26 protein-coding genes and 1 riboswitch are annotated in these 24,452 nt (G+C 38.8%); of the genes, 5 read left to right on the forward strand and 21 right to left on the reverse strand.

What is annotated here, in order from left to right:
• Positions 1-273: 273 nt before the first annotated feature.
• The 6 genes from RBL01_RS09795 to RBL01_RS09820 form a co-directional block, all read right to left on the reverse strand.
• A complete protein-coding gene (locus tag RBL01_RS09795; RefSeq protein ID WP_197081800.1) occupies positions 274-468 on the reverse strand; it encodes a cysteine-rich KTR domain-containing protein in 195 nt (64 codons plus the stop codon).
• On the reverse strand, positions 449-1,234 hold the full coding sequence (locus RBL01_RS09800; protein ID WP_002327228.1) for a MerR family transcriptional regulator: 786 nt from the start codon (positions 1,232-1,234) through the stop codon (positions 449-451). The genes RBL01_RS09795 and RBL01_RS09800 overlap by 20 nt, the downstream gene beginning before the upstream one ends.
• Entirely contained in the window at positions 1,227-2,138 is a 912-nt protein-coding gene (locus RBL01_RS09805) for a DUF2268 domain-containing protein (RefSeq protein ID WP_002327229.1), read from the reverse strand. The genes RBL01_RS09800 and RBL01_RS09805 overlap by 8 nt, the downstream gene beginning before the upstream one ends.
• Before the next feature lie 105 nt (positions 2,139-2,243).
• Positions 2,244-2,432: a cysteine-rich KTR domain-containing protein gene (locus RBL01_RS09810; protein WP_025478959.1), complete on the reverse strand. Its 189-nt coding sequence runs from the start codon at positions 2,430-2,432 to the stop codon at positions 2,244-2,246.
• 47 nt (positions 2,433-2,479) lie between these two features.
• The gene (locus tag RBL01_RS09815; protein WP_353516212.1) at positions 2,480-2,746 is read right to left on the reverse strand and encodes an alpha/beta fold hydrolase; all 267 of its coding nucleotides are present in this window, start codon (positions 2,744-2,746) and stop codon (positions 2,480-2,482) included.
• On the reverse strand, positions 2,644-3,210 hold the full coding sequence (locus RBL01_RS09820; RefSeq protein ID WP_058128896.1) for an alpha/beta hydrolase: 567 nt from the start codon (positions 3,208-3,210) through the stop codon (positions 2,644-2,646). Before RBL01_RS09820 ends, RBL01_RS09815 begins: the two co-directional genes overlap by 103 nt.
• Positions 3,211-3,389: 179 nt before the next feature.
• On the opposite strand from RBL01_RS09820, the gene RBL01_RS09825 reads away from it, so the two are divergent.
• Positions 3,390-3,950, forward strand: coding sequence for a TetR/AcrR family transcriptional regulator (locus tag RBL01_RS09825; protein WP_058128895.1), 561 nt, complete (start codon positions 3,390-3,392; stop codon positions 3,948-3,950).
• Positions 3,951-4,148: 198 nt separating this feature from the next.
• On the opposite strand, the gene RBL01_RS09830 is transcribed toward RBL01_RS09825, so the two are convergent.
• The 8 genes from RBL01_RS09830 to RBL01_RS09865 all read right to left on the reverse strand — a co-directional run bounded on the left by RBL01_RS09830 (position 4,149) and on the right by RBL01_RS09865 (position 12,109).
• Positions 4,149-4,523, reverse strand: coding sequence for a TnpV protein (locus RBL01_RS09830; protein WP_058128894.1), 375 nt, complete (start codon positions 4,521-4,523; stop codon positions 4,149-4,151).
• Between the two features lie 140 nt (positions 4,524-4,663).
• Positions 4,664-5,668: an SIS domain-containing protein gene (locus RBL01_RS09835; RefSeq protein ID WP_002327233.1), complete on the reverse strand. Its 1,005-nt coding sequence runs from the start codon at positions 5,666-5,668 to the stop codon at positions 4,664-4,666.
• A 12-nt stretch (positions 5,669-5,680) separates the two neighbouring features.
• Complete coding sequence (locus RBL01_RS09840; RefSeq protein ID WP_002327234.1) at positions 5,681-6,730, reverse strand: SIS domain-containing protein; 1,050 nt, start codon at positions 6,728-6,730, stop codon at positions 5,681-5,683.
• A 16-nt stretch (positions 6,731-6,746) separates the two neighbouring features.
• Positions 6,747-7,568 carry a PTS system mannose/fructose/sorbose family transporter subunit IID gene (locus RBL01_RS09845; RefSeq protein WP_307780831.1) on the reverse strand — a complete coding sequence of 274 codons (822 nt, stop codon included), beginning with the start codon at positions 7,566-7,568 and terminating at the stop codon, positions 6,747-6,749.
• Positions 7,555-8,334 carry a PTS mannose/fructose/sorbose/N-acetylgalactosamine transporter subunit IIC gene (locus RBL01_RS09850; protein ID WP_002299096.1) on the reverse strand — a complete coding sequence of 260 codons (780 nt, stop codon included), beginning with the start codon at positions 8,332-8,334 and terminating at the stop codon, positions 7,555-7,557. The genes RBL01_RS09845 and RBL01_RS09850 overlap by 14 nt, the downstream gene beginning before the upstream one ends.
• Positions 8,335-8,350: 16 nt before the next feature.
• The gene (locus tag RBL01_RS09855; RefSeq protein WP_002287114.1) at positions 8,351-8,821 is read right to left on the reverse strand and encodes a PTS sugar transporter subunit IIB; all 471 of its coding nucleotides are present in this window, start codon (positions 8,819-8,821) and stop codon (positions 8,351-8,353) included.
• Positions 8,822-8,832: 11 nt separating this feature from the next.
• Positions 8,833-9,252, reverse strand: a complete 420-nt coding sequence (locus RBL01_RS09860; protein ID WP_002327236.1) for a PTS sugar transporter subunit IIA — start codon at positions 9,250-9,252, stop codon at positions 8,833-8,835.
• A 79-nt stretch (positions 9,253-9,331) separates the two neighbouring features.
• Positions 9,332-12,109, reverse strand: coding sequence for a sigma 54-interacting transcriptional regulator (locus tag RBL01_RS09865; RefSeq protein WP_073460754.1), 2,778 nt, complete (start codon positions 12,107-12,109; stop codon positions 9,332-9,334).
• A 190-nt stretch (positions 12,110-12,299) separates the two neighbouring features.
• On the opposite strand from RBL01_RS09865, the gene RBL01_RS09870 reads away from it, so the two are divergent.
• The 3 genes from RBL01_RS09870 to RBL01_RS09880 all read left to right on the forward strand — a co-directional run bounded on the left by RBL01_RS09870 (position 12,300) and on the right by RBL01_RS09880 (position 16,784).
• Positions 12,300-12,524 carry a hypothetical protein gene (locus tag RBL01_RS09870; protein WP_002294014.1) on the forward strand — a complete coding sequence of 75 codons (225 nt, stop codon included), beginning with the start codon at positions 12,300-12,302 and terminating at the stop codon, positions 12,522-12,524.
• A gap of 778 nt (positions 12,525-13,302) precedes the next feature.
• The gene (locus RBL01_RS09875) at positions 13,303-15,018 is read left to right on the forward strand and encodes an ABC transporter ATP-binding protein (RefSeq protein ID WP_073470537.1); all 1,716 of its coding nucleotides are present in this window, start codon (positions 13,303-13,305) and stop codon (positions 15,016-15,018) included.
• A 2-nt stretch (positions 15,019-15,020) separates the two neighbouring features.
• Positions 15,021-16,784, forward strand: coding sequence for an ABC transporter ATP-binding protein (locus RBL01_RS09880; protein WP_002327240.1), 1,764 nt, complete (start codon positions 15,021-15,023; stop codon positions 16,782-16,784).
• Between the two features lie 39 nt (positions 16,785-16,823).
• Here the strand turns inward: RBL01_RS09880 and RBL01_RS09885 are convergent, their stop codons facing one another.
• The gene (locus tag RBL01_RS09885) at positions 16,824-17,360 is read right to left on the reverse strand and encodes a folate family ECF transporter S component (RefSeq protein WP_002289509.1); all 537 of its coding nucleotides are present in this window, start codon (positions 17,358-17,360) and stop codon (positions 16,824-16,826) included.
• Between the two features lie 37 nt (positions 17,361-17,397).
• Positions 17,398-17,496, reverse strand: a riboswitch (THF riboswitch).
• Positions 17,497-17,672: 176 nt separating this feature from the next.
• A complete protein-coding gene (gene mgsA, locus RBL01_RS09890; protein ID WP_002291069.1) occupies positions 17,673-18,095 on the reverse strand; it encodes a methylglyoxal synthase in 423 nt (140 codons plus the stop codon).
• 208 nt (positions 18,096-18,303) lie between these two features.
• Here mgsA and RBL01_RS09895 point away from each other — a divergent pair, with 208 nt between their 5' ends.
• On the forward strand, positions 18,304-19,413 hold the full coding sequence (locus tag RBL01_RS09895) for an ABC transporter ATP-binding protein (protein ID WP_002289507.1): 1,110 nt from the start codon (positions 18,304-18,306) through the stop codon (positions 19,411-19,413).
• 122 nt (positions 19,414-19,535) lie between these two features.
• Here the strand turns inward: RBL01_RS09895 and RBL01_RS09900 are convergent, their stop codons facing one another.
• The 5 genes from RBL01_RS09900 to RBL01_RS09920 all read right to left on the reverse strand — a co-directional run bounded on the left by RBL01_RS09900 (position 19,536) and on the right by RBL01_RS09920 (position 24,308).
• Complete coding sequence (locus tag RBL01_RS09900; protein WP_002319013.1) at positions 19,536-20,165, reverse strand: hypothetical protein; 630 nt, start codon at positions 20,163-20,165, stop codon at positions 19,536-19,538.
• A gap of 450 nt (positions 20,166-20,615) precedes the next feature.
• Positions 20,616-21,500, reverse strand: coding sequence for a 16S rRNA (adenine(1518)-N(6)/adenine(1519)-N(6))-dimethyltransferase RsmA (rsmA, locus tag RBL01_RS09905; protein WP_002319650.1), 885 nt, complete (start codon positions 21,498-21,500; stop codon positions 20,616-20,618).
• The gene (gene rnmV / locus RBL01_RS09910) at positions 21,493-22,062 is read right to left on the reverse strand and encodes a ribonuclease M5 (protein WP_002339751.1); all 570 of its coding nucleotides are present in this window, start codon (positions 22,060-22,062) and stop codon (positions 21,493-21,495) included. The genes rsmA and rnmV overlap by 8 nt, the downstream gene beginning before the upstream one ends.
• A complete protein-coding gene (locus RBL01_RS09915; protein WP_307780832.1) occupies positions 22,055-22,831 on the reverse strand; it encodes a TatD family hydrolase in 777 nt (258 codons plus the stop codon). Before RBL01_RS09915 ends, rnmV begins: the two co-directional genes overlap by 8 nt.
• 154 nt (positions 22,832-22,985) lie before the next feature.
• Positions 22,986-24,308, reverse strand: a complete 1,323-nt coding sequence (locus RBL01_RS09920; protein ID WP_002319648.1) for an APC family permease — start codon at positions 24,306-24,308, stop codon at positions 22,986-22,988.
• Positions 24,309-24,452: the final 144 nt, after the last annotated feature.

Here is a 24,452-nt window from a genome sequence, read left to right on the forward strand (position 1 = left end):
AAGAGTCCCATGAAGAAGCAACGATTTTTTAACAAGTTACCATCGCTAACTTGAGATGCTATGTATGTAGCCACTGCTTCTGATGAACAGCGGTGAGGTCGTTCCCCCCAACACATAAAAATACCCTCCAAACTCAAAAATAGGTCTGGAGGGTATAAATCTATCTGGACATAAGGATACCGCCCACCAAAACACCGTTTTTTTTAATTTGGTGGGCTTGTCCTACCAATTCGATATAAAGGAAAGAGCCGATGTCCTGTGATTACTCACAATTCATCGGCTCTGCGTCTGTGCGTCTGGCTCTGTAATAACTTTTATTTGTAATTGCTTTGCTCCAATCAAGCACTCCTGTTTGCATTTCGGGCAATAGAGAGGATAGTTGATTAGGACTGTGTCCTCTCGTATCTTGTCACGGGTTTTGTTGCCGCAGACAGGGCATAGTATCCATTTAACGCACATCTCTATCATCTCTCTGTTTGGTACAATAACTCCTAATGGCTTTGTTGAAATACTCTGCTAAATTATTATTGCCAAAGCGATTGATAAAAGCTGAAAAACGCTCGTCATTCACATAAAGCTCTCCTAAGTAGGTCAGCATCTGGTTATCACATTTATAGAAATGCTCTGAAATGTATTCCTGCCACTCTTTCACAACAGCTTGCACTTCGGCAGATGCAGGGCTTTTCTTCTCATACATCGCAAGCCTTTCAAAAACTTCCTGTGACTTGTTCAGCAAAGCATCAAATTCTTCCTGTTGCTTCTTGCGGCTGCGTTTTGAGAATATTTCTTCATACTCCTTGTAGCTCTCTGTATTCTCCCAACGCTGTATGATTTCTTCTCGAAACTGCTCTTGCAGGTCAAGTATCTTTGAGTTAGAAAACGCAGCAAAAGAATAATCCTTTACTCCTGCAATTTCCTTGTTTACAAGGTCAATCAAAGCAGTTATGCGTTCTCTTTTGGCTTCCAATATCTGAAGATGATTTTCTAACGCTTCTTCTCTGTTATAGTTCGGTGCTTCAAGAAGTTTTTTGATTTCCTTTAGAGCAAAGCCGACCTCACGGAAAAATAGAATCTCCTGCAAACGGCTCAAATCGCTTTGCGTGTATAGTCTGTATCTTGCATCAGTAACGATAGACGGTTTCAAAAGACCAATCTCGTCATAATAATGGAGCGTTCTGACCGTTGTTCCTGTTAGCTCTGCTACCTCATGTACAGTTAATGGCTTCTCATTCATTCCAAAAATCCTCCGTAGCATCTAAAATTTCTTTAGCAGGGAGCAGCGTAGCCTCCACAATGCTTTTACCCGTCTTATTCAAATAGTGTTTAACTAAATGATAACCGCAAGCATAGCCTGCACAATAAGGCAAACCAACGGTGGGATAGTTTTGTAAAACAGCCATTTCGTCACCGTACAAATACGCATTGAGATTTTCAAGTCCTTGTACATTCAGCCCATCGTAAATAATCGGCTTGATGCACTCGTTTAAAGTTGCTATATCTGTTTTCGTGACCCACGGACCTGCTTTATCTTCACCGTATAGATAGGTGGCAAAGTTTTCGGCAAGCCCCTCACTAACCATCATTTCACCAAGCGTAATATCGTTTCTCCACTTGATAAACTGAAAGCGGACATTGTGATTGGTTTCGTGGGCAAGGGCAACAGGCAAATGACTTATTGTATAATCATTTGGCGTAAGCCACGAAAAGATATAGCCGGGAATACCACCATCACCGCTATATCCCTCATTCAAAACGATGTATGGATTATCGGAATCAGCAAGTAAAATTGTGAATAGGTATTCCTGCACGGGCAGCTCAATACCGTCTGCTTCAAAGCAGCGTAGGGATTTTACTATGGAATTTTCACAAGCACTCCAAAGATTATCATCGGATAGCACCTCAATATTTGCTTTTTGTGTGCCGTCTACCTTTGTTGGAGCGATGTGTCCGAGCATACCGCTTGCCATAATAACATCGTAGCCATTTGGCGTTGCGGCTTTCATCGGCACATTATAGCAAGCCCATTTCTTTTCAAACGGCATCATCAGCTCATACCGATAAATATCATTTTTATTTTCGGCAGGGGCAGACATGATTTTTGCATAAACGCCGTCCGAGCGAATTGCTTTTACATTCATATCGTTTCATCCTTTCTGTTTTTCTTTATCATACACTATGACGCAACGTGAGAGTCAAGAGATGAAACGATATTTTTTTGCCGATAAATTGTGACTGGTACAAGTTCATCGGCTCTGCGTCTGTGCGTCTGGCTCTCTGATAACTTTTATTTGTAGCTGCTTTGCTCCAATCAAGCACTCCTGTTTGCATTTCGGGCAGTAGAGAGGATAGTTGATTAGGACTGTGTCCTCTCGTATCCTGTTGCGGGTTTTATTGCCGCAGACAGGGCATAGTATCCATTTGCTTTCTTTCACAATAACACCTACCCAACACCGAAGTAACGATTGAAGGTCATCTCGGTTTACCTTTCTTTTTGGCTCAACCTCTTGCAGTTTAACTCTTTCTCTGCCCATCTACACAAAACATCCATATGATGCTCGGTGTGAAACCAATGCTCCCCATTTTCCATAACAGTTAAATTGCAGTTAAATTTTTGAGAAAACCGATTTACAATATCTCGCTCTATCAGATTGTCATTCTCTCCATATAATATTTGGGTCGGTACTTCCCATTTTGTAATAGGGTGATTTGAAGCGTATTCCCAATACTCCCAAGAAAGTGTTTGCACAAAGGAAGTAGTAATAACAAGCTCTTTTTTAGACGAGCTTCTGAAACATTTGCCCACTTCATCATATTTGATATGAGCTTCTTCATATCAAGAACAGGTGAAACAAACAGACAATTTCTTAATCGTTCGTCTTTGAAACTCAACATACTAAACCACGCTCCGATACTGTTCGCAAACAATGAAATTTGCTCCCAATGACCTTTTGCGAATTTCATAATAGTATTTAACTCTGGTACAATATGCCACGGGTCAAACGAATTGCTCTCACTCTTTCTATCTCCGTGTTCGGGAAGGTCTATGCTGAGGACTTGCCAACCATTACGACAGGCTATATTAGCAAAGGCTTCTGCTTCTTCTTTGCACCCACCTTGACCATGTATATATAGATATAATCTCTTTGAAGATGTTCCCCAGATAATTGCAGGAATACTGTGTATCTGAATTGTTCTTTTTTTCGTTACCATGAAAAACTCCCATTCCATCAAACTATCTGCAATAGTTCATCAACTAATTAAATTAGTATTTTGCACAAGGAAGCTCTCTTTGTCAAGACAATGGGCGAACTTTTCTAACATAATTATTGATTCCCCTAATTGAATTAGTTAAAATAACAGAAAGAGCTTTTTGAAATGAGGTGCAGATTATGCATGTTACAAAAGCGGCGGTAATACAAACTGCTTGCGATATAGCTGATGAAAAAGGACTGAATAATGTTTCGTTAAAGGCAGTTGCAGAAAAACTGAATATTCGTACCCCCTCGTTATATAACCACATAGGTAGCATTGATGACCTTCTGAGAGAGGCTGCCCATAAAGGTATGAGGATGCACAACGAAAGAATGATGCAGGTCGCTGTTGGCAATTCTGGTGATGCTGCGATAAAATCTGTGGGTATTGAATATCTTAATTTTATGATTGAACACCCCGGAGTTTATGAAATTATTCAATGGGCTACTTGGCACGGAACAGATGAAACAGCAGAGATTTTCGGAAACTATATATCACTTTTAACAACCCTTATCCATTCGTGTCAATTCAAGACAGAAAAAACGGATGAAATACTAAACTTGCTGACAGGAGTGCTTCATGGCTATACCACTTTGCAGCTGCAATATGCGTTTACAAATCCCGATAAAGTACGAGAGGATTTTTGCAACGCTATTGATACCGTGCTGTTAGGCATTCGCCAAAAGTACAACCAATAGCCCTATATCAGTTATTCAAACAATAGAGCCGATGAATTGTGATTCCTACAATTCATCGGCTCTTTCTTAACAACACCGAGAACTTAGACCTCCACCAACCAGAAATTAAATCTCCCCTGACCAGAGATAACATATCGTTCCATAGGAACTCCCCGAAAAGGAAAAGCGATAGGGATTTTACTCCCTACCGCCAGTCTATTATCTATAAATCAAATCCGTATTGATGATTTCCTCCGCCGCATTCCGTATGTTATTCATTCTGCCTACCCATTCAAGCTGATTCTCAGCCTTTAGCCGTTCCGTTATACCCTGCCTGTCGGATAACTCTTTTACCAACCGAAAAAGCATATCCTGTGCCTGCGTGTCTATGTCGGCAAGATAGGCATTCAGCTTGCCGCTTGTGAGTAGATTGATATATGTAACCCTGCGGCATTCCCTCAAATACCACAAATGCCGCTGACCGTAAATCCCTATCGGCTTTTCTTCTTCGGCAGGTAAGGTAAGGCAGGGAACAAGATAATCACCCTGCTTTTCATATGTACCGCCCAACTGCTCAAAAATCGTCTTTGCCATTTTGTAATTCCTCCGTATGATTTAATTCCTACAACCCAATCATTCTGGCTGATTACAAAGTCCATGGGAGACAACTTCCTTACGAAGTGTCTCCCATCGCTGCTCTCTTTATTTTTTATATTCTTTTTATCCAGTCTATCCTAATAATCAAACTGACGATAGTAGCGGCGTATCTCTAATGGATGGCAGTTCAACTGCTCCACATGAGCATCGATGCGTTGTGTCACTACATGCATCAATAAGAAGGACAAAACACGTCCGCGATATTTTTCACTGATACCTTCTACTGGATAGTCTTTTGTGTCTATCAATGTATAATTGCTGCAAATTTTTGGCAAAAGTTTAGCCACACGTTCAGATAACACTCTCTGTTCATCTTCGCCTAAAAATAATGTGACTGGGGTTGTTTCTTCTACGATCTCTAACGTCCCGTGAAGAAACTCGGCAGCATGGATAGATTTCGATGGAAGCCAGCTTTGTTCTTCCCAGTAACACATGGCATATGAATAAACAGCTCCCCATTGATTCCCTGCTCCAATAAAATAATGCATGCTATCACGTCGATGTTTTTCTGCAAATGATAAGCCAAATGCATCTGCTTTTTTCTCTGCTTCCACTAACCCTGTTGGTAAATAACGTTCGAGCTGTTCATAGTATTCTGAATAATCTTCGAATTCTCCATTCAAATACATCAATCGATCTGCTGCCATAAAAAATTTGAGTTGTTCTGTTCCAGGAGCTGGATAAGTGACCACAAAATCGCATAGCTGAGACAACTTACTGTTCGCTTTATCGATAAATCCAATCAGTGTCGCTCCTACTTTCTTGATTTGTTCTACTGCTTTCACTACTTCTTGAGTTGTACCGGTAACAGAGGACAAAATAACGATAGAATCTTTTGTTAATCTTTTGTTTCCAGTAGTGTAATATTCTGCAGCATGCTGTACAAAGACAGGCAAGTTGCTTTTCCCATTCATATAAGTGACAGCTTGCATCGAGGAAGCATACGTTCCACCGATTCCTAGATAATAGACAGCGTCAAATCTTTCCGCATAAAGTTTATCGATGATTTCTTCTACTTGCGGACGTAAAGCTAGTGCGCCTTTTATTGCTTTGATTTGTTCTTCTTCATTGAATTTCAGCATGATTTCCACCTCTTATAATTTACTTTTCAAGACTGTATCAAAGTCTTCAAAAATCTTTTTGTTCAAGTCAATACCTTTAGCTACTGCGGTTTTATAAGCGAATAGTTGAAACGGAACGACAAGCGCTAATACAGACAGATATTCATCACATTCTATTGCTAATCCAAGTGTTTTCTCGTTTCTTGTTTTTTTTGTGGTAATGGTGAGAGTCTCTCCAACGTACCGACTCATATATCTTTGCAACTTTTGCGAACGTTCCTTATTTACACTTTCCCCTTCAATAAAGAATAGCAAATGCGAAGCATCTGCCTCCAGGTATGGGCCGTGCATATAAGCTTCTAACTCAAATCCTTGTGACGGAACGCGGATTGTTTCAGTCAATTTCGTCTCTGCTTCTTTAGCTGTTCCCCAGTTTGGACCATATCCAATGGTGACGAAACGCTGCGCTAAACGAAATAAACTTTGATATCCATCAAAAAATTCTTCCGTTTTTTGAATAATCGCTGGTAAATGGTTGATTATTTTGCGCAACTGTTGCATGTAGTCTTGTTCTATTTTTTTGCTGATTTTATTTTTACTTATTCCAATTCCTATCCCTAAGAGTAGTAACTGTAAAACAGTCGCAGAATAGCCTTTTGTAACGAAGCCTACTGATTCTACCCCGGCACCTAAATCAATAATTTGTGCAGCTTCTAAAGCAAGTGGACTTTGCACGTCATTTGTGATAGCAACAACAGGTAACCCTTGTTTTTGTATCATTTTTACTGCTTCAACAGTAGAAGCACTTTTCCCGCTTTGTGACACAGCAATCACAGTATCGATTGAAGGAGAAAGTTTTCCATAATGGGTAAAATAAAAAGGTTCTTGAATATCGACAGTAAGATCACCATAAGATTCCAATGCTGGCTTCGCTGCTAAACAAGCGTTATAAGATGAACCCGTTGCTAAAATCAGTAAATTCACTGTTTTTTTCATATGTTCTCTTGTCGAAAAATCATTCTTTTTCAAGATCGTACTTAGTACTTCCTTTTCTTCATAGATATAATCTTGCATCGTAAACATTTTCTCTGCTCCTTTTTTAAAAAATCCCTATCCACGAACCAAAAATTCCAAAGAAAGCTAGTCCGATCAAGATCGTTAATGGTTTCATTTCTTTCTTCAATAGATAAAACACTATGCCAAATGCTCCAAGACATAAGATATTTGGAACGATATCATCAAAAATACTTTGAACAGTCACAGCATTTTCTCCTGAACCGATTTTTAAAGGAATATTGATGGTGATCATCGTGGCAGTCATTGCTCCAACGACCATCAGCCCAATAATAGACGCGCCTAATGTCAAACTTTCCATCATACCGTTTGCCTGGATCTTTTTCAAAAAACCCGTTCCTAAGCGATATCCCCAACCTGTTGCTAGATAGCGAAACAGAATGTGCGGAATATTGAAAATCAAAATGAATAAGATATGGCCTAAAATATTTCCTTGCATGGCTAAAGAGGTACCCACACCTGTGGCAATCAATCGCAAAGTTCCCCAAAAGAAAGAATCTCCTAACCCTGCAAGAGGTCCCATCAAAGATGTTTTGATACTATCGATCGCGGTCACATCAAATTCAGGATCATCCTTATTTTCTTCCTCCATTGCAGCCGTGATTCCTAAAATCAGTGTAACGATATGTGGGGTCGTGTTGAAAAACTCTAGATGCCGTTTCAAAGCTGCTGCCATTTCTTCTTTCGACTGATATAACTTTTTCAAAATCGGGATCATTGCATAAACATAAGCCATATTCATCTGACGTTCATAATTCCAAGAAAACTCCATTTGAAAAGAACGCCAAAATACGTGATTCAGCTCTTTTTTCGTTATTTTGCTGTTTTTGATCTCAGAATTCTTCATCTTCTTCTACCTCCCCTGCAGTTGTTTGAAGTGGCAGTTGACGAACATTCATAATATTGACTACCACAACTGCTAAAATCGCACCAAAAATAGCTACTCCGGTCACAGGAATCTCTAAGTAAGAAGCTATAGCAAAACCTAAGAAAAAATATGGTGCAACTTGTTTGTTGATCAGCAAACGAGCAAGCATCGCAAAACCAAGAGCTGGAATCAACCCTGTAGCTACTGACAACCCCTTTTGAACGAAGTCAGGAATCATATTTAATAGATTTCCGATCGTATTGCTTCCCACCATATAAGAAACCATTACCACAACACCAAGCATCAAGGAAAGACCGATACCGGCAAGCAAATGCATATGCTCAACTCCTTTATAATTTCCTTCTTCTGCATAACTGTCTGCTTTGTGGTTCATAATTGGAATCAAAAGCCCTAAGTAAATATTTTTCAATATCAATGTCAACGTAGCAATCGGCAACCCTAGTAAAAGCGCGGTTTCTGTACCGGCTCCAGCTGTAATAGCAAAAGCCGTCCCTAAAATCCCACCGGTCACAACATCAGGTGGAATCGAAGCACCTACTGAGAACGATCCGATAAATGCTAACTCTAAAGTTGCGCCCATAATGATCCCAGTTTTTACATCACCTAACACGATTCCTGTAAACAGCCCCGTCACAATCGGACGAGAAAGCAACGATGTCCCTAGTGCATATTCTGATTGTGCGACAAATGCAACAATTCCTAATAAGACTGCTTGTACAATCATTGAGGTTCTTCCTTTCTTACAAAACTTCCCTTACATCCACTTTTTTATCTGCTGGTACTTGACGGATCTCTACTTCTATTTGTTTGTCAATCAATCGTTTCAATCGTTCCTCCTCTTCTGGTAAAATATTTACCGCTTTTCCGATGCTGCGAGTACCAGGTTTTGCCTTGATCCCTCCTAAGTTGATGGTTTTGATTTCTGGATACGCTTCTGCCAGCTTATATGCATCCTCAATCGATTCCACTACGATGAATAACTTATATTTATCTGTCACCCCGCTTTTCAACGCGGCAATCGAGTCATCAATTGATTTGATCACTAGTTTGACTCCTTGTGGCTTGGCTAATTTGATCGTTGTCTTTCGTATCTCATTCGTAGGTACATCATCATTAGCAATCAAAATACAGTCTGCGCCTATTGTTTGTGTCCATGAAAAAGCTACTTGTCCGTGTAATAACCGATGGTCGACTCTTGTCAATACAATCATTTTTCTTCCTCCTAAAATTCGTCTTCTTCTATTTTCTGATGGAGCCGCTCGTTACAAAACTGGATCATTTTTTTTGAATCAGTTAGCACCTGCTGGATCAAAACAGTTGTCTCTACTTCAGCGTCCAACTGAGATACTAGCTCAATCAATAGTGACAAATTCAATCCGGCAACGAGATAGACATGATCCTGATTGATATATTGTAAGAATTCGTTGTTGACACTTCCGCCAAAAAGATCCGTCAGAACAATGATTTCTTTATCTTTGTACCTCATAAAAAGCTGGCTTACTGTTTCCGCTAAATCAAAATTCTCATCAGTATAGCAATCCAATACAGTAATAGAATGATTTTTCCCATAGATCAGCTCTAATGAATCTAATATTCCTGAAGCAAATTTTCCATGGGAAGCTAAGATAATTTCTCTATCCACTTTTTCATCTCCTCTTTTCACTTACACATACTAATAAGCAAGTTGCATGCCAAAATTAGTGGCAACAACTTGCTTATGTTCAAAATTCTTCTTCTGTTGAGAGAAACTCTGTATCTTCACTCAAAATATCATAGATATAGGCAATCTCAGAATTGGGGATCATGACACTATAGTGCTCTTCAATGACACTAAAAGCAGATTTAATAGCAGATAACCCTTCTTTTTGACACTGCTTCCATTTCTCTAATCCTTGATAGGTTTCGATTGGCATTTGTCGGATCAATCGTTCAATGAGACAGCTCACATGGACATACAACGCTAATTTTTTGGGATTGCTGATGCTTCGATTCAACTGCACCTCTAATTCTCTCATAAAATGATCGATTTCTCCCATCACCTTCTCTGTATCTAGAATAGTCACGGAATCCAGTACTTTTTCCAATGAAAAATTACGAATGATGCACTGATTGAATATTTCCTTCTCTGAAGCATTCATAGTAGTGTCCAACCATTCAGCTAGTACAGACATCTTTTCCCCCGAGATGAGGTCTTCTAATGAAAGATAGTCGATATTGGTGATATCAGGATCTGTGGTGCCAATCATTCCTACGACTTCGTATATGGAAAATAATGGGTCACTGTTTTTCTTATCTTTTAATTGCTGATATTCATATGGGATGATTTTCAACTGACAAGCCGTAGGTAAGCTTTTTTCTAGCAGTTCACTTAAGTGGACCGCCGTACCGATTCCAGTGAAGCAAGTAGTAATGAGTGCTTTGGGTTTGTTTTCCTCTGGATAGAGCAGTCGCCATTCTGGCTGGATCTGTCGAACAGTCTCTTCTGCTATCTCTTCTAATGATACATTTTTTTGCAGGCATTCCCCTACTGTGATTGCTAAAGGTGTCGTCACATTATTCAAAATCAAAAGCGGTACGGATAACTTTTTTTTAAAAAACTGATGGATTTCTTTCAGAGATCCCATGTCTACTAATATGATCAATCCATTTGAAACATCGCTGTTTTCGCAATAATCAAGGATTTCTGAAGCAATCTGCTGTGGTGTGACATCTAGTGGCATATCAAATGATTCAAATAGATCCTCTTGTAATAAACGATTTACTACATTTGCCATACTGCTAGCAGTTGCATAACCGTGAGCAGCAATCATCGCTTTTGGCAGTCGTTTTTCTTTTGACCATTTCGCTTTTTTTAGATAGATCGTCAGTAAAATCCGATCCATACTTGTGTCTTCAATATCTAATTTGATCTTACTTAATTCCAGAATTCGTTGGACATAGTGATAACTAGATGGATAAGACTGAGAAACTTGTTGTTCTAATTCTTTGATTAGTTGGATAATATCATGTTCTTCCGGTAACCATTTGATAGTGCTTCGCTGATAGAGATAGTAACTCAAGGCATAGACACTGTTTCCATCGAATTTGATTTGATAGGCAGTTTCCATTTGTCGAAAGGTCTCTCGGATAGATTGTGTCCAATAAACCAGCAGCTCGTGTTTTTCTTGTCTACTGGTCTCAAACAGCAAAAAATCAAATAATTGAATCACTTCTTGCTTTAATTTTCCTTCGCAAGAATATAGCAGACAGTTATTTTTCTTGAAATCAAGTAGGATTTGCTCAAAACTTTTAACGATTCGTTGCTGTTCAGGCTGTTGCTTCTCCATTAATTGCTCTAAGGTCTGGTCTTGCGTAATATAGATTCCTTGCTGTGCTGTATTTTTAGTAATAGGCTGCGCAAGTAGTTCTTTTTGCAAATGATGGATCGTGACATGGATTTCAGGCTGTTCACGCTGTTCAGCATATGCTTTTGCTGCTGAAACTTTGACGATATTTTTCAGCTCTCCTATGTTTCCGGATAATTTCTGACTTGTTAAAAGTGACAAAGCTGGTCCACTGACTGACAAAGGGCTCCCCATTTTTCTTTGTTCTTCGAGAAAAAAAGAGTAAATCAGTTCTAGCCGTTCATTACGACTACGCTGATTAAGTGCAGGTAGTTCGATTCGGATAGGTATTCTTCGAATGAAAGTTGTTAAGAAATGACTAGTAATCTCTTCAGTCGTAGCAAAAAAGAGACGTGTTTTGATCCGGCGTGACAAATTAGGTTCTCCCATACGATAAATCACACCTTGATCAAGATAGGTGAACAGTTTTTCCTGACCTTCTGGTGTTAAGCGATGTACCTCGTCTAAAAACAAGATCCCACCCTCTGCTGCTTCAAAAGCCCCTTTTTTATTTTCTTCTGCACCAGTGTACGCTCCCTTAACATGTCCAAACAAATTGCTAGTCAAAAGTTCAGGATTATCTGCATATTGTGCACAATTAAAAGTGATGAATGGTGCAGAATCTTCTAGCAGATCATGAAGCAGACAATACTGATAGACCAAATTAACTAAATAACTTTTACCTGTGCCACTTTCGCCTGTAATCAAAAGTGGTAATCCGCCATCTGGATAGTAAAGAGCTGTTTTGATTTGTTCGATACTTTCTTTCAAACTGGCGTCGTATCCGATCATAAAAGAGAATAAGTCTTTTGGTTGCGCGAAAAAAGGCTGTTCCTCTTTGAGATCATCGATAGAAAAATAAAAATTCGTGCGTAACTTAAAAAATTGTTTTTCAAAAGCTTCTTTGTGGAAATAAATCACTGGTCGAGAATTGATTTTGACTAGTAGTTGCTCATCATTTAACTGGTTCAAATAATGACTGACTGTGTTTCTTTTTACCCCAAAATGATCAGCTAACCTTTGTGCTGTAAAGACCTCGTTCATATGTTCTAAATCGAAAAAGGCTGTCTGGTTCTCTAAGTAACATAAAATTTCCTTCTTCAACAACTTATTCACCCCTCCTCCATCATAGAAAACGGATTCATTTTGTCAATAAAATCTTTAATAAAGAATTGAAAAATATATCTTATTATAGACAGCAGCCTACTTATCCCTTATAATTTTTATTCTAAAAAACGTACAGTTCCTTCCAATTTTTATACTGGAATTTCAACATATGACAGAACAAGGAGGCTATGACTATTCAATGAAATCGGATAAATATAAAAACAGGAAACATACTTCCTGGAAAACTTTTCGAGAAATCATCGGATCTTATCTCGCTGTAGTTGTATTTTTGCCTTTGCTTTATATGGCTATGACAGAACAAACTCGTTTTATTGGCGTAGATACGCAATATATAGCCGAAACAGGATTTTTATTCATCTTTATCTTGATTTTTGCGTTCTATAAATCCTTCCATACAAAATAAGATTCACAGATTTTAACTTTCCTGTCTGTTTTTAGCTATTACAAATCCTTATATATGGTATAACAACAATTTATTGGCATAATGAGGAAAAACGAGTTATGATGCTTTCAGAGAGTAAAGAGGTACTGTTGTCACCATCCTTTTTATTGATTACGTACACCACTCTTAGTTTTTTCCCATTGATTACGAAAACAAGGCAGAAACATTGATGTTCCTACCTTGTTTTCTTTTTTTATTTTCAGATCAAAATCTCAAGTAGCTTTTGACTTGATGTCGGGAGGTTGTCTTCGTTCCATCAAACCTGATAGAATCTGCGCCAAACCATAGTTTTCTCCACTATTATTTCTTCCTCTAAGATAGTACCCACAATAAACGAATAAATATTTTTCTCATTTTCATACTCCTTCTTTGAAAATCAATTAGATTTCTCTCAACCCACTTTTTTACAAAAATTACGTAGCAAAAAAGATTGCAAGAACAAATTAAAAAAGAAGTAAATAGAGTTTCGTCTATAAACATTTACTTGATATATTTTTTATGCAGAATTCATTTATAGAAAAATTGAGTAAAATAGACGTTCCTATGAATGAAGAGACTGGCATGTTTTCTCATTTTCTTTTTTTTAAAAAAAATAGTCTATTCAATTTCTAAAGCTTCTTCATAATAAAACTTTCATTTATGAAAAGGCTTGTTCTCTTTTCATTCTAAATTTCCTAAGCTACAATGTGGTAGTACTTGTTTTTTCAATTGTGGACAAATAAATAATAGGAGGAATCATATGATTCAGTTATTACGTTATGCAAAAGACTATCGTAAGCAAATCATTTTGGGCCCGTTCTTCAAATTTCTTGAAGCTGTCTTCGAACTTGTCCTGCCTTTAATGATGGCTTCCTTGATCGATAATGGCCTAAAAATGAATGACCGAGGAAAAATCATTGAAATGGGCTTATGGATGGTCGCTATGTCTGTGATTGGTCTGATTTGTGCTATCATTTGCCAATACTATGCTTCAGTAGCTTCACAAGGATTTGGTACAGAGTTACGTAATCAGCTAATCAAAAAAATCAATACTTTCTCTCACAACGAGTTGAATCATTTTGGAACAGATACCTTGATCACCCGAATGACAAACGACATCAATCAGCTTCAGCTAGCTTTAGCAATGGTCATTCGTTTATTGATCAGAGCACCGTTTTTAAGCATCGGGTCAGTGGTCATGGCTTTTGTGATCGACTGGGAAATAGGTCTGTTTTTCTTAGCATTATTGCCTATTTTCTCAATCATTTTATTTTTTATCATCAAAAAAACCGTTCCTCTCTACCAAAAAGTGCAAGAAAAACTAGATCAGCTCAATGAACACGTTAGTCAGAATCTTAGCGGTGTTCGTGTCATCCGCGCATTTGCGCAGACAAAAAAAGAAACAGAGAAGTTCGATAAAAGCACAAATGATCTAGCGAACAATTATTTACGTGTTTCCAATATCTCTGCTCTATTATCACCTGCTACAACCTTGATCATGAATGTCGGAATCATCTGTTTGCTGACAGTTGGCGGGATCAAAGTAAATATCGGTAGCTTGCAACAAGGACAAGTTCTTGCTTTGATCAATTATATGAATCAAATGCTTTTGGCACTGATCGTTGTTTCAAACCTCGTCGTGATCTTCACACGTGCCGAAGCTTCAGGAAATCGGGTGAAAGAGGTGCTAGACACAGAAAATTCGATTCTTGAAGCTGAGGTCAGTACTACTCCCGATTTTTCTTCTGAAGCGATTCTCACTTTTGATCATGTTGACTTCCGTTATACTCCTGATTCTGGGCTTTCTCTTCAAGGGATTACATTTCAGCTGAAGCGAAATACAGTCCTTGGAATCATTGGTCCAACCGGAAGCGGGAAAACGACTTTGACACAATTGATTCCGCGTTTCTATGATGTCAGTTCCGGTACAGTCATAATGGACGGAATGGATGTTCGTTCTTGGCAGCTGGATCATCTCCGTCAGCAAATTGCTCTTGTTCCCCAAACTTCTGTACTATTTACCGGGACTATTCGTGAAAACCTTCAATGGGGTAAGAAAGACGCCACAGAAAAAGAATGTTGGGAAGCTCTGAAAATCGCTCAGGCAGAAGAATTTGTCCGTCAGCTTCCAAATGGTTTAGATACAAAAGTCATGGAAAATGGGAAAAATTTCTCTGGCGGACAAAAACAGCGACTGACGATTGCAAGAGCTTTGATTGCCAAGCCAGCATTACTGATTTTAGATGACTCTTTAAGTGCGTTGGATTATCAAACAGACTTGGATTTGCGTAAGGCGCTACAGACTTATCTTGGCAGTACAGTGATTATTATCTCCCAACGTGTCCGCTCTATTCAAGAAGCACATCATATCTTAGTGATGGATCAAGGTAAGATTGCTGCTCAGGGTACCCATGAAGAATTACTTGCTCAATCAGCAGAATATCAGGAAATCGTCGCATCACAGGAGGAAGAATAGTTATGAAAGTAAAAAAATTAACCTTGCAGACGCTCCGCCGATTCATTCCTTACCTTACTGCCTATGCAAAAGACATTTGGCTAGCTGTGCTACTAGGAATCATCAATGGGATTGCAACAGTTGTGATGACGTTACAAATTGGCCAAAGTATCGATCAAATGATTGGAGAAGGACAGGTCCGCTTCAATCGACTGTTCCATTTACTTATTCTATTCGGTGGTATCGTTTTAATCAACGTAGTCAGTCAATGGCTCATCCAAGTGTTAAGCAATCGGTTAGCTTACTTATCCGTTGCAAAATTAAGAAAAGATGCATTTGCTCATCTGAATCGATTGCCACTTCGTTATTATGATCAAAACTCCCACGGAAATATCGTCAGTCGATTTACAAATGATATGGACAATATTTCCATTGCAATTTCTGCGGCCTTCAATCAATTATTTTCTGGAGTGGCAATCATCATTCTTTCGTTTATTTTTATGATGCGTCTGAGTCCACTGCTAACACTGGTCGTTCTTTGTTCCACACCGATTATTTTCCTTGTGAGTTGGATCGTTGCTCGCGCTTCGCAAACAAATTTCGATAGACAGCAAAGGATTATTGGGGATATCTCGGGCTTTGTGACCGAACGAATCGGTAACCAGAAAATCGTGAAAGCTTTTCAGCAAGAAGAAGCTAGTCAACAGCAATTTGAACTGCTAAATGCTGATCTATACGAAAAAGGACAACGGGCACAATTTTCTTCTTCCTTGACAAACCCGTCTTCTCGTTTTGTAGATCACCTTGCTTATTTATCGATTGGTTTAGTTGGCGGCCTATTGGCATTGAAGAGTGGTTCGTCAATCACTGTTGGTGTGATTTCCAGCTTTACGATCTACTCAAGTCAGTTTTCTAAACCATTTATCGAACTTTCTGGAATCACGACACAACTGCAAACCGCTTTTTCTGGTCTAGAACGAGCATTTGATTTGATCGATCAGCCAGAAGAAAAGCCTGATTTGCCAGATGCCTATGCCTTGGAACCCAAACATATCAAAGGAAAAGTCTCTTTTGATCATGTTTCTTTTTCTTATGACCCCAAACAGCGTTTGATCGAAGATTTCAATTTTACTGCTTATCCAGGTCAAACCATTGCTATAGTAGGAAAAACAGGGGCCGGAAAATCCACACTTGTTAATTTGCTGATGCGTTTTTATGACACAACAAAAGGAACAATTACAGTCGATGACCATGACATCCGCTCTATCCAACGTGATACATTACGTAAAAGTTTTGGAATGGTGTTACAAGATACTTGGCTATTTGACAGTACATTGCGAGAAAATCTTCGTTTTGGGAATCCGGAAGCAAGTGACGCAGAAATCAATAATGCCCTAAAAGCCTCTTATATGTATAAATTTGTAGAACGTTTGCCGGAAAAATTAGATACTAAGATTGGCGGTCAAGGGTTAAAGATATCAGATGGACAACGCCAACTGTTGACGATTGCTCGAACGATGATCAGTAATCCGCCTATGTTGATCTTAGATGAAGCTACCAGCTCAGTCGATACATTGACAGAGAAAAAAATCCAACAAGCCTTCTTAGCAATGATGGAAGGAAAAACCAGTTTTGTGATTGCCCATCGCCTGTCCACAATCAAAAATGCGGACCAGATATTAGTGATGGATCAGGGAGCTATTGTCGAAATGGGCACCCATGATGAGCTGCTTCAAAAAGATGGTTATTACCGACGGCTCTATCAAGCACAATTCACAGCACAATAAAAACAAGCAGTCTTCTGGGATGGGAAGACTGCTTGTTTTTTATTTAGCGTGGATCGCTAAACTTCTTAAAATTTTTTTGTAAGGAATACTACGTCCTACGTAATAAATGGCAATTGATTGAATCGGTAACCATATTACTGTTTTTAACAGGCGGGGCGCCCAAACGACCCAGCTGAACAATGGCACATGGTACATCAACGCAAGCCATAATGGTGTCAAAAATAAGTTGATGATCAGCGTGACACTAAGCGTAGCCAGAATGGCATTTTTCCAAGTGATCTCTTTTCGATAGAAAAAGAATCCGTAGATTGCTCCTTCAATAAATGCATTCAATGTAAATCCAATAAAGAATGCAGATTTCGAGAAGAGGGCCATTCCTACTAAATCAGCTAAAACTGCGCCTATCCCTGACCAAAAAGGACCAAAAAGAATGCCCATGATCACTTGTGGAATAAATGTGACACTGATTTTAATAAATGGGGTCTCGATTGCTACCAGTCGGGACAAAGTGACCATCAATGCAATCAATAAGCCCATAATAGCAATCATACGTGCGTCTAACCGGTGTTTCTTCATTTTTAGCATCTCCTTTAAGAGCTGCTACATCGTATCATGCAGCGAATGCGAAAATAAAACCGCGAACATTACGTCCTTCGTCCAAGAGGCAACATCCCATCCTCTTAGCACTTAACGCTTTATTTTCTACTCTGTATTATTTTTGGGATCTTTTCCCACAGAAACTATAGCATATTTTCACATTTACTGCAAATACGAAAAACTAATATTATTGTTTATATTATCCAATACGTTCGTATTATATCAGTTTGTTTAGCTTTTATAGCTACATATAGGCGAACATTAAACGTTATTTTTCCATACGCTTATCCATCAAAATGAAAGTGGACGCTTGTCTATTTCATGGACGATTCTTCGAAAATCTAGGAAGCCGGCTTCCAGTCCTCTTAGTAGCACCTCAGCTGTTCCGATATTCGTAGCTAACGGAATCTCATAGACATCAGATAAACGGATAAGTGCTGTTACATCTGGTTCATGGGGCTGTGCAGCCAGCGGGTCTCGAAGAAAAATCACCAAATCTAACTGATCCTCCGAAATCATGGCTCCAATTTGCTGATCCCCGCCTAACGGTCCGGATTTAAACCGATGGATCGGCAAGCCGGTTGCTTCCGTGATCCTCTGCCCAGTCGTCCCGGTAGCAAAAAGTTCATGTTTTTCCAATATTGTTTTATACGCTGTTGCTAATTTCACCATCATAGGTTTTTTTCGGTCATGAGCGATCAAAGCGATTTTCATAAGAGACACTCCTTTTGATATTGTTAACATACTTATTTACTCCAGTGTATCAGTTTTTATTTCTTATGGATATTTATTAAAGCTTAAAACTAGCACATTGACAAAAAAAAGAAAAAATTCTTGTTCAACATGACATTGAGGTTAGTTAACGCTTTCATTTATACTTTAAATAGTTAATAAAACTAAAAAAGAAAGTGTGGAACGTATTATGGTAGAAATGGCTCTGAAAAACGTATATAAAAAATATGACAATGCAGAAAATTATTCTGTAACTGATTTTAATCTATCAATCAAAGACCGTGAATTTATCGTTTTTGTTGGTCCTTCCGGTTGTGGAAAGTCAACTACTTTGCGAATGATCGCGGGACTGGAAGATATCTCTGAAGGAGAACTAAATATCGGCGGAAAAGTCATGAATGACGTGGCACCTAAAGACCGTGATATTGCCATGGTTTTCCAAAACTACGCATTGTATCCTCATATGACTGTTTTTGATAATATGGCTTTTGGCTTGAAATTACGTAAATATGATAAAGCAGACATCAAAAAACGTGTGGACAATGCAGCAGAGATCTTAGGTCTGACAGAATACTTGAAACGAAAACCAGCTGCTTTATCTGGTGGACAACGCCAACGTGTGGCATTGGGACGGGCAATCGTTCGGGATGCAAAAGTCTTCTTAATGGATGAGCCATTATCAAATTTAGATGCTAAATTACGTGTAGCCATGCGTGCTGAGATTGCCAAACTTCACCAGCGTCTTGAAACAACGACCATCTATGTTACTCACGATCAGACAGAAGCAATGACTATGGCTGACCGAATCGTTATCATGAAAGACGGATTTATCCAACAAATCGGTACACCGAAAGAAGTTTATGATACACCCGTCAATATGTTCGTTGCCGGCTTTATTGGATCTCCTGCCATGAATTTCTTTAATGTGACATTGAAAAATGGTGTTATCACAGATGGACATGGGCTTAAGCTTCGTATTCCTGAAGGGAAAAACAAAGTATTAGTTGAAAAAGGTTATGAAGGAAAAGAAGTTATCTTCGGTATTCGTCCAGAAGACATCCACAGTGAACAAGTAGCCCTTGAAGCTTCACCTGAAGCCGTAGTGAAATCAGAAGTTGTCGTTTCCGAATTACTTGGAGCTGAAACGATGCTTTACACAAAAACTGGTTCTACTGAGTTCATCTCAAAAGTAGATGCAAGAGATTTCCATAAACCAGGCGAAATAGTCGATCTTGCCTTCAACATCAGCAAAGGCCACTTCTTTGATAAAGAAACAGAACAAGTCATCAAACTTCCATAAATTGCCCCCTGTTAGAGCTGTGCCAGAAGATGTTGGTGCAGCTCTTTTTAGGACAAAAAACTCTCATCTTAAAGGATTTATTATCCATTACTAGATGAGAGTTTTTTTTTGAGAGATCATGTCTAATATGTCGTTTTCTTCGCGTACCCTTGAATCGACTCTTTCCGATTTTCTTTTTTTGCTGCCGTAAATACGGGGATATCAAAATATTTGCTGAGTGTTCCTGCTATAAAATAAGCAATATTATAATCAACTAAACTGTGGATGAGCCCACCAATCCCCATCAAGATGAATACTGTATAAAAATATCCTTGAGAATAATATGTTTCAGGCATATTACCAATAAAGTAAAAGATGCTGACTACTAGCATTTCTGCTAAAGAATGAACCACACCGATCACAAAATTGAACCCTTGGAAACGCCAATTAGCAAAAGTAAACTGTCCATTTTTTAAAACGATACTCGGATGCTTTTGCAAGTACCAAGCCCCAATCAACGCAAACACAAGATGTGACAATGCTCGCAATGCGATGATAACCGGCGTTGTTAAAAAGAAACCAAATGTCGTACCTAGCGCAACAGCCACTGCAACTCCTGGTGTAAAAAACATCGCAATAAATAATGGCACATGAGACGCCAAAGTAAAGGAAGCTGGTGGAATCATGATTTTAGGCATGACCATTGGGATAATGACCCCCATCCCAATCAATAAAGCAGAAATCGTTAGTTTTCGAACTGAATTTTTTCTCATTTTTTCTCTCTCCTAATATGTCTTGACACATAAATGTCGACTTAGTATAACTCACTTACTAATAACTGTCAAGACACATATTATTTTCTAAATCCATACAAAATGAGTGTGAGTATCAAGTATAAGAATTTTTTGATCAAGAAACAAAAATAGGAGATGTGACAAAATTTGTGTCACATCTCCTTGTTCGGCATAATAGTGGTCAAAAGCTTGCATCAAGTAATAAGACCAACTAACTCAAAAACATGAGAAGCTGTTTTTTGAAATTGTTCCTTGTGACTTAGATTTAAACGGCAGGCCCACAACCTCTTTCTTAAACGGTGTTCAAAAGCTTGCATCTGCGGTAATAAGCCCAAACAAACGAAAAACATGAGGAACTATTTTTGTTTGGCTGTTCTTATTACTTGATGCAGGACAGCTTTTTCACAACTTCTGTCATAACCTCTTTTTTTACTGCATATTTTCTGACATCGCATTGCTTAATGCGGCGAATTCTTGTAATGACAAAGTCTCCCCACGACGTTTTGGATCGATTCCAGCTGTTCCCAAGCTTTTTGCTAACCATGCTTTTGTCTGGTCATCTTTGCCATAAGAATGCTGCAAGTTATTCCAAAGCGTTTTTCTTCTTTGCTGAAATGCCGCTTTTGTCAATCGGAAAAATGCTTTTTCATCTGTCACTTCGACTGCCGGTATATCTCTTCTTGTCAGTTTCAAAATCGCTGAATCTACATTTGGCTGAGGGACAAATACTGTTTTTGGTACGATGAATGCTAAACTGGCTTCCATATAATATTGAACAGCAATCGATAATGAACCATAAGCTTTCGTTCCTGGTTCAGCAGAGATACGATCAGCTACTTCTTTTTGCATCATGACGACTAGTTCATCCACAACCAAATTTGATTCAAGAAAATGCATCATGATCGGTGTCGTAATATAGTAAGGTAAATTCGCTACGACTTTTAACGGAAGCTCCTCATGAAATGTTTCTCTAACAGCTGTTGACAAATCGGTCTTTAAAATATCTTGATGTACAATAGTCACATTGTCATAGGGTTGCATCGTATCAGCCAATACAGGGATCAAACGATCATCGATCTCAAATGCTACGACTTGTTTTGCATGCTTGGCTAATTGTTCCGTCAATGCACCGATTCCTGGTCCAACTTCGATCACGTTCGTATGTTCATCTATTTGCGCAGTTTCTACGATTTTCCTTAAAATATTTGGTTCAGTCAGAAAATTTTGTCCTAAACTTTTTTTAAATGAAAAACCATGTTTCAATAAAATCTCTTTTGTTCTAGAGGGTGTCGCAATTTCACGATATTCACTCATGTTGTTCCTCCACTATTTTCATTGCTTGGGCGAGTTCTTTCGGCGTAATACGAAACATCTTCAAACGTTTTTCCAATTGTTTGCCGTTCGTGTAACCGATGCGCAACTCGTCACCTAGTTTTTCTCGTTTTTCTTTTGCTTGTGCCCCAGCTATTAAACCATAGTCTAAAAGGTCTTGTCTAGTGATTTCAGAAACAGCCGTTTGGGAAATGTTTGGCGTCACGACCTTTTTCAATGCTTCTAAAATAGCAGCATCACTTGCATGCTCGACACCAAGGCTTCCCTTTTTCTTTGGTTTAGCTTGTGTGCGCGGCAAAAAAGCATGTTTTGCCTGAGGAACAGCTTCCATAATGATTTTTCTTATTTTTTCTCCTGAAAAATCAGGATCGGTAAAAACGATCACCCCACGAGTCTCTTGGGCATGTTCAATTTGCATCAGGATCTCTTCATTGATTGCAGACCCTATTGTTTCTATCGTATCTGCATCAACTACTTCCCGCAGCCTTCTTGTATCGTCTTTTCCTTCAACGACTATAATCTCTTGGATCTTCATCTTATCCATGTTCGCTTAGACCAAATAATCGGTGCGCATTTGTCCATGTTTGGGCAGCCACTTCTTCTGTCGGAAGATTCCTAAGTTCAGCAATCTTTTCTACTGTATAACGAGTATAGCCTGGTTCATTCCGCTTTCCTCTAAAAGGAACTGGTGCCAGATAAGGGGCATCTGTTTCCACAAGTAATCGTTCGATTGGTACATTTGCTGCAGCCTCTTTGACGTCTAATGCTTTTTTGAAAGTGACGACACCGCTAAATGAAATATGCATCCCTAAGTCAAGAAATCGTTTTGCCCATTCATAATCACCACTGAAACTATGCATGATTCCACCGATATCTCGAACATCTTCTTCTTTTAGAATTTGATACGTGTCTTCAAGTGCTTCTCTAGTATGAATACTGATTGGTAGGTTCATTTCTTTTGCGATAGCAATCTGTCTACGAAATACTTTATCTTGGACTTCTTTCGGGTCTTCCATCCAATGATAATCCAAGCCAATTTCCCCTAATGCTACAACCTTTGGTAAAGTCAATTGTTCTTGTAATTTATTTTCGATTTCTTTCGTATAACTGCCAGCCTCTGTCGGATGCCAGCCGATAATACTGTATATATTTGGATAGTCATGGCTTAATTGCAAAGACTTTTCAATCGTTGGCGTATCGAAGCCCACGACCGCCATTTTCGTTACCCCCATTTCTTGTGCTCGCTGAATCGTTTCTGGAATATCTTCATTGAACTGTTCAGCATTTAAATGGGTATGAGAATCAAATATCATGTTTATCTCTCCTTTTCATTCTTACTTTAGCACATAAGCACTACTTGCAGAAGTAGCAAAAATCAAAATAGAAGAACTTGTTTTATTGAAATAGAAAAAGCACGAAGATCTAGAGGACCTAGTTCGTACTTTTTCTGTCTGTTGTTGAAATATTTTACTCTTCTGAGCGTTTTTTCTTTTTTTGATAATAGACTGGGATACCTATCAAGGTAACACCTATACCGATCAATGCTAATTTCGTTTGCGTCATCATCGTCATACCTAAAATGAAAATAGCGCCGAGAATCGCAATAATCGGAACGATTGGATAAAGTGGTACTTTATATGGACGTGGCAATTCCGGCGCTTTTTTTCTTAAAATAAAGACACCGATAAAAATCAGTAAACTGAATAGCCACATCACAAAAATCAACATGTCTGTTAAAAAGTCGAAAGAACCAAGGCTCATCATAATACAAGCTACTGCTAACTGGAAAATCGCAGGAACATAAGGAACCGTAAACTTCTTTGAAAGCTTTGTCAGCTGTTTACTGAAAGGTAGCTCGTCTTCTAAAGCCATCGCATAAGGCACACGGATCCCAGTTAGTGTATAACCGTTCAATGCACCGTATACCGAGATCAAGATCCCAATAGTGACCAGCTTTCCACCGATTCCCCCAAAAATTACGTCTGATGCTTCAGAAGCTGCATTCAAATTACCGGCAAGATGATCAATCGGCAAAGTTTTCAAAAAAACAAAATTGATCAATAAATAAACGACTGTTACAAAACTCAAACCAAGAATAATTGCTTTAGGCAAATCTTTTTCCGGCCGTTTCATTTCCCCTGCCATTGCACCGACACCTAACCAGCCGTCATAAGCAAACAACGTTGCTAACAACGCACTGCTCAATCCTTCGACAAAAGTAACATCTTTTCCAGCTTCGATTGGAAATAACTGGACAGTTCCTTGTCCTGGGGTCAATAATCCCCATATGACAATCACAGCAATTGGTATTAATTTAACAATCAACGTCACTGATTGTACAGAAGCACCGACTTTTGTCCCTAACAAATTCAACCCTGTCACAGAAACAGCGGTGATCACTGCAATCAACAAAAGATAATCGGTAGATAATTGTAATAAGTTCGTCAATTGTGTCGCAAAGATAATCGATAATGCAGCAATATTAGCAGGAAAGTAAATCAAGCTTTGCGCCCATCCTAATAAAAAGCTGGGCAATTTTCCATACGCAGCTTCAATATATTTTACAGCTCCACCAGTTTCCGGGATTGCTGTAGCTAATTCAGCCACTGTCAATCCAGCACAGATCGTTAAGAAACCACCCAAAAGCCAAGCTAGCAATGTCAAACTTGTAGACTGAGTACTAGCAGTAACAGCAGCAGTTTTGAAGAAGACGCCTGCACCGATCACGGTTCCCATAACGGTAGCTAATGCGCCAAACAGATTGATTTCTCGTTTTAGTTTGCCTTTCATTCCCATCCTCTTTCTTCTTTGAAATTTGGTATAATTTTCAGTATAACTGAGAATATTTTAATTTACCATTCTTTTTTCTCCACTTTCAGTGAAAAACTCCCTCTTAAGACGGATGTATTTCTTTTTTATTTTTCGTATACTAAA

The sequence above is a fragment of the Enterococcus sp. SB12 genome, from assembly GCF_030910025.2.
GTDB lineage: Bacteria > Bacillota > Bacilli > Lactobacillales > Enterococcaceae > Enterococcus_B > Enterococcus_B faecium.

Excerpts from the sequence above, each read along its gene's own strand:
- RBL01_RS09795 (WP_197081800.1), bottom strand. The coding sequence starts at position 468 with ATGATAGAGATGTGCGTTAAATGGATACTATGCCCTGTCTGCGGCAAC.
- RBL01_RS09800 (WP_002327228.1), bottom strand. The coding sequence starts at position 1,234 with ATGAATGAGAAGCCATTAACTGTACATGAGGTAGCAGAGCTAACAGGA.
- RBL01_RS09805 (WP_002327229.1), bottom strand. The coding sequence starts at position 2,138 with ATGAATGTAAAAGCAATTCGCTCGGACGGCGTTTATGCAAAAATCATG.
- RBL01_RS09820 (WP_058128896.1), bottom strand. The coding sequence starts at position 3,210 with ATGGTAACGAAAAAAAGAACAATTCAGATACACAGTATTCCTGCAATT.
- RBL01_RS09825 (WP_058128895.1), top strand. The coding sequence starts at position 3,390 with ATGCATGTTACAAAAGCGGCGGTAATACAAACTGCTTGCGATATAGCT.
- RBL01_RS09830 (WP_058128894.1), bottom strand. The coding sequence starts at position 4,523 with ATGGCAAAGACGATTTTTGAGCAGTTGGGCGGTACATATGAAAAGCAG.
- RBL01_RS09835 (WP_002327233.1), bottom strand. The coding sequence starts at position 5,668 with ATGCTGAAATTCAATGAAGAAGAACAAATCAAAGCAATAAAAGGCGCA.
- RBL01_RS09840 (WP_002327234.1), bottom strand. The coding sequence starts at position 6,730 with ATGTTTACGATGCAAGATTATATCTATGAAGAAAAGGAAGTACTAAGT.
- RBL01_RS09845 (WP_307780831.1), bottom strand. The coding sequence starts at position 7,568 with ATGAAGAATTCTGAGATCAAAAACAGCAAAATAACGAAAAAAGAGCTG.
- RBL01_RS09850 (WP_002299096.1), bottom strand. The coding sequence starts at position 8,334 with ATGATTGTACAAGCAGTCTTATTAGGAATTGTTGCATTTGTCGCACAA.
- RBL01_RS09855 (WP_002287114.1), bottom strand. The coding sequence starts at position 8,821 with ATGATTGTATTGACAAGAGTCGACCATCGGTTATTACACGGACAAGTA.
- RBL01_RS09870 (WP_002294014.1), top strand. The coding sequence starts at position 12,300 with ATGAAATCGGATAAATATAAAAACAGGAAACATACTTCCTGGAAAACT.
- RBL01_RS09875 (WP_073470537.1), top strand. The coding sequence starts at position 13,303 with ATGATTCAGTTATTACGTTATGCAAAAGACTATCGTAAGCAAATCATT.
- RBL01_RS09880 (WP_002327240.1), top strand. The coding sequence starts at position 15,021 with ATGAAAGTAAAAAAATTAACCTTGCAGACGCTCCGCCGATTCATTCCT.
- RBL01_RS09885 (WP_002289509.1), bottom strand. The coding sequence starts at position 17,360 with ATGAAGAAACACCGGTTAGACGCACGTATGATTGCTATTATGGGCTTA.
- mgsA (WP_002291069.1), bottom strand. The coding sequence starts at position 18,095 with ATGAAAATCGCTTTGATCGCTCATGACCGAAAAAAACCTATGATGGTG.
- RBL01_RS09895 (WP_002289507.1), top strand. The coding sequence starts at position 18,304 with ATGGTAGAAATGGCTCTGAAAAACGTATATAAAAAATATGACAATGCA.
- RBL01_RS09900 (WP_002319013.1), bottom strand. The coding sequence starts at position 20,165 with ATGAGAAAAAATTCAGTTCGAAAACTAACGATTTCTGCTTTATTGATT.
- rsmA (WP_002319650.1), bottom strand. The coding sequence starts at position 21,500 with ATGAGTGAATATCGTGAAATTGCGACACCCTCTAGAACAAAAGAGATT.
- rnmV (WP_002339751.1), bottom strand. The coding sequence starts at position 22,062 with ATGGATAAGATGAAGATCCAAGAGATTATAGTCGTTGAAGGAAAAGAC.
- RBL01_RS09915 (WP_307780832.1), bottom strand. The coding sequence starts at position 22,831 with ATGATATTTGATTCTCATACCCATTTAAATGCTGAACAGTTCAATGAA.
- RBL01_RS09920 (WP_002319648.1), bottom strand. The coding sequence starts at position 24,308 with ATGAAAGGCAAACTAAAACGAGAAATCAATCTGTTTGGCGCATTAGCT.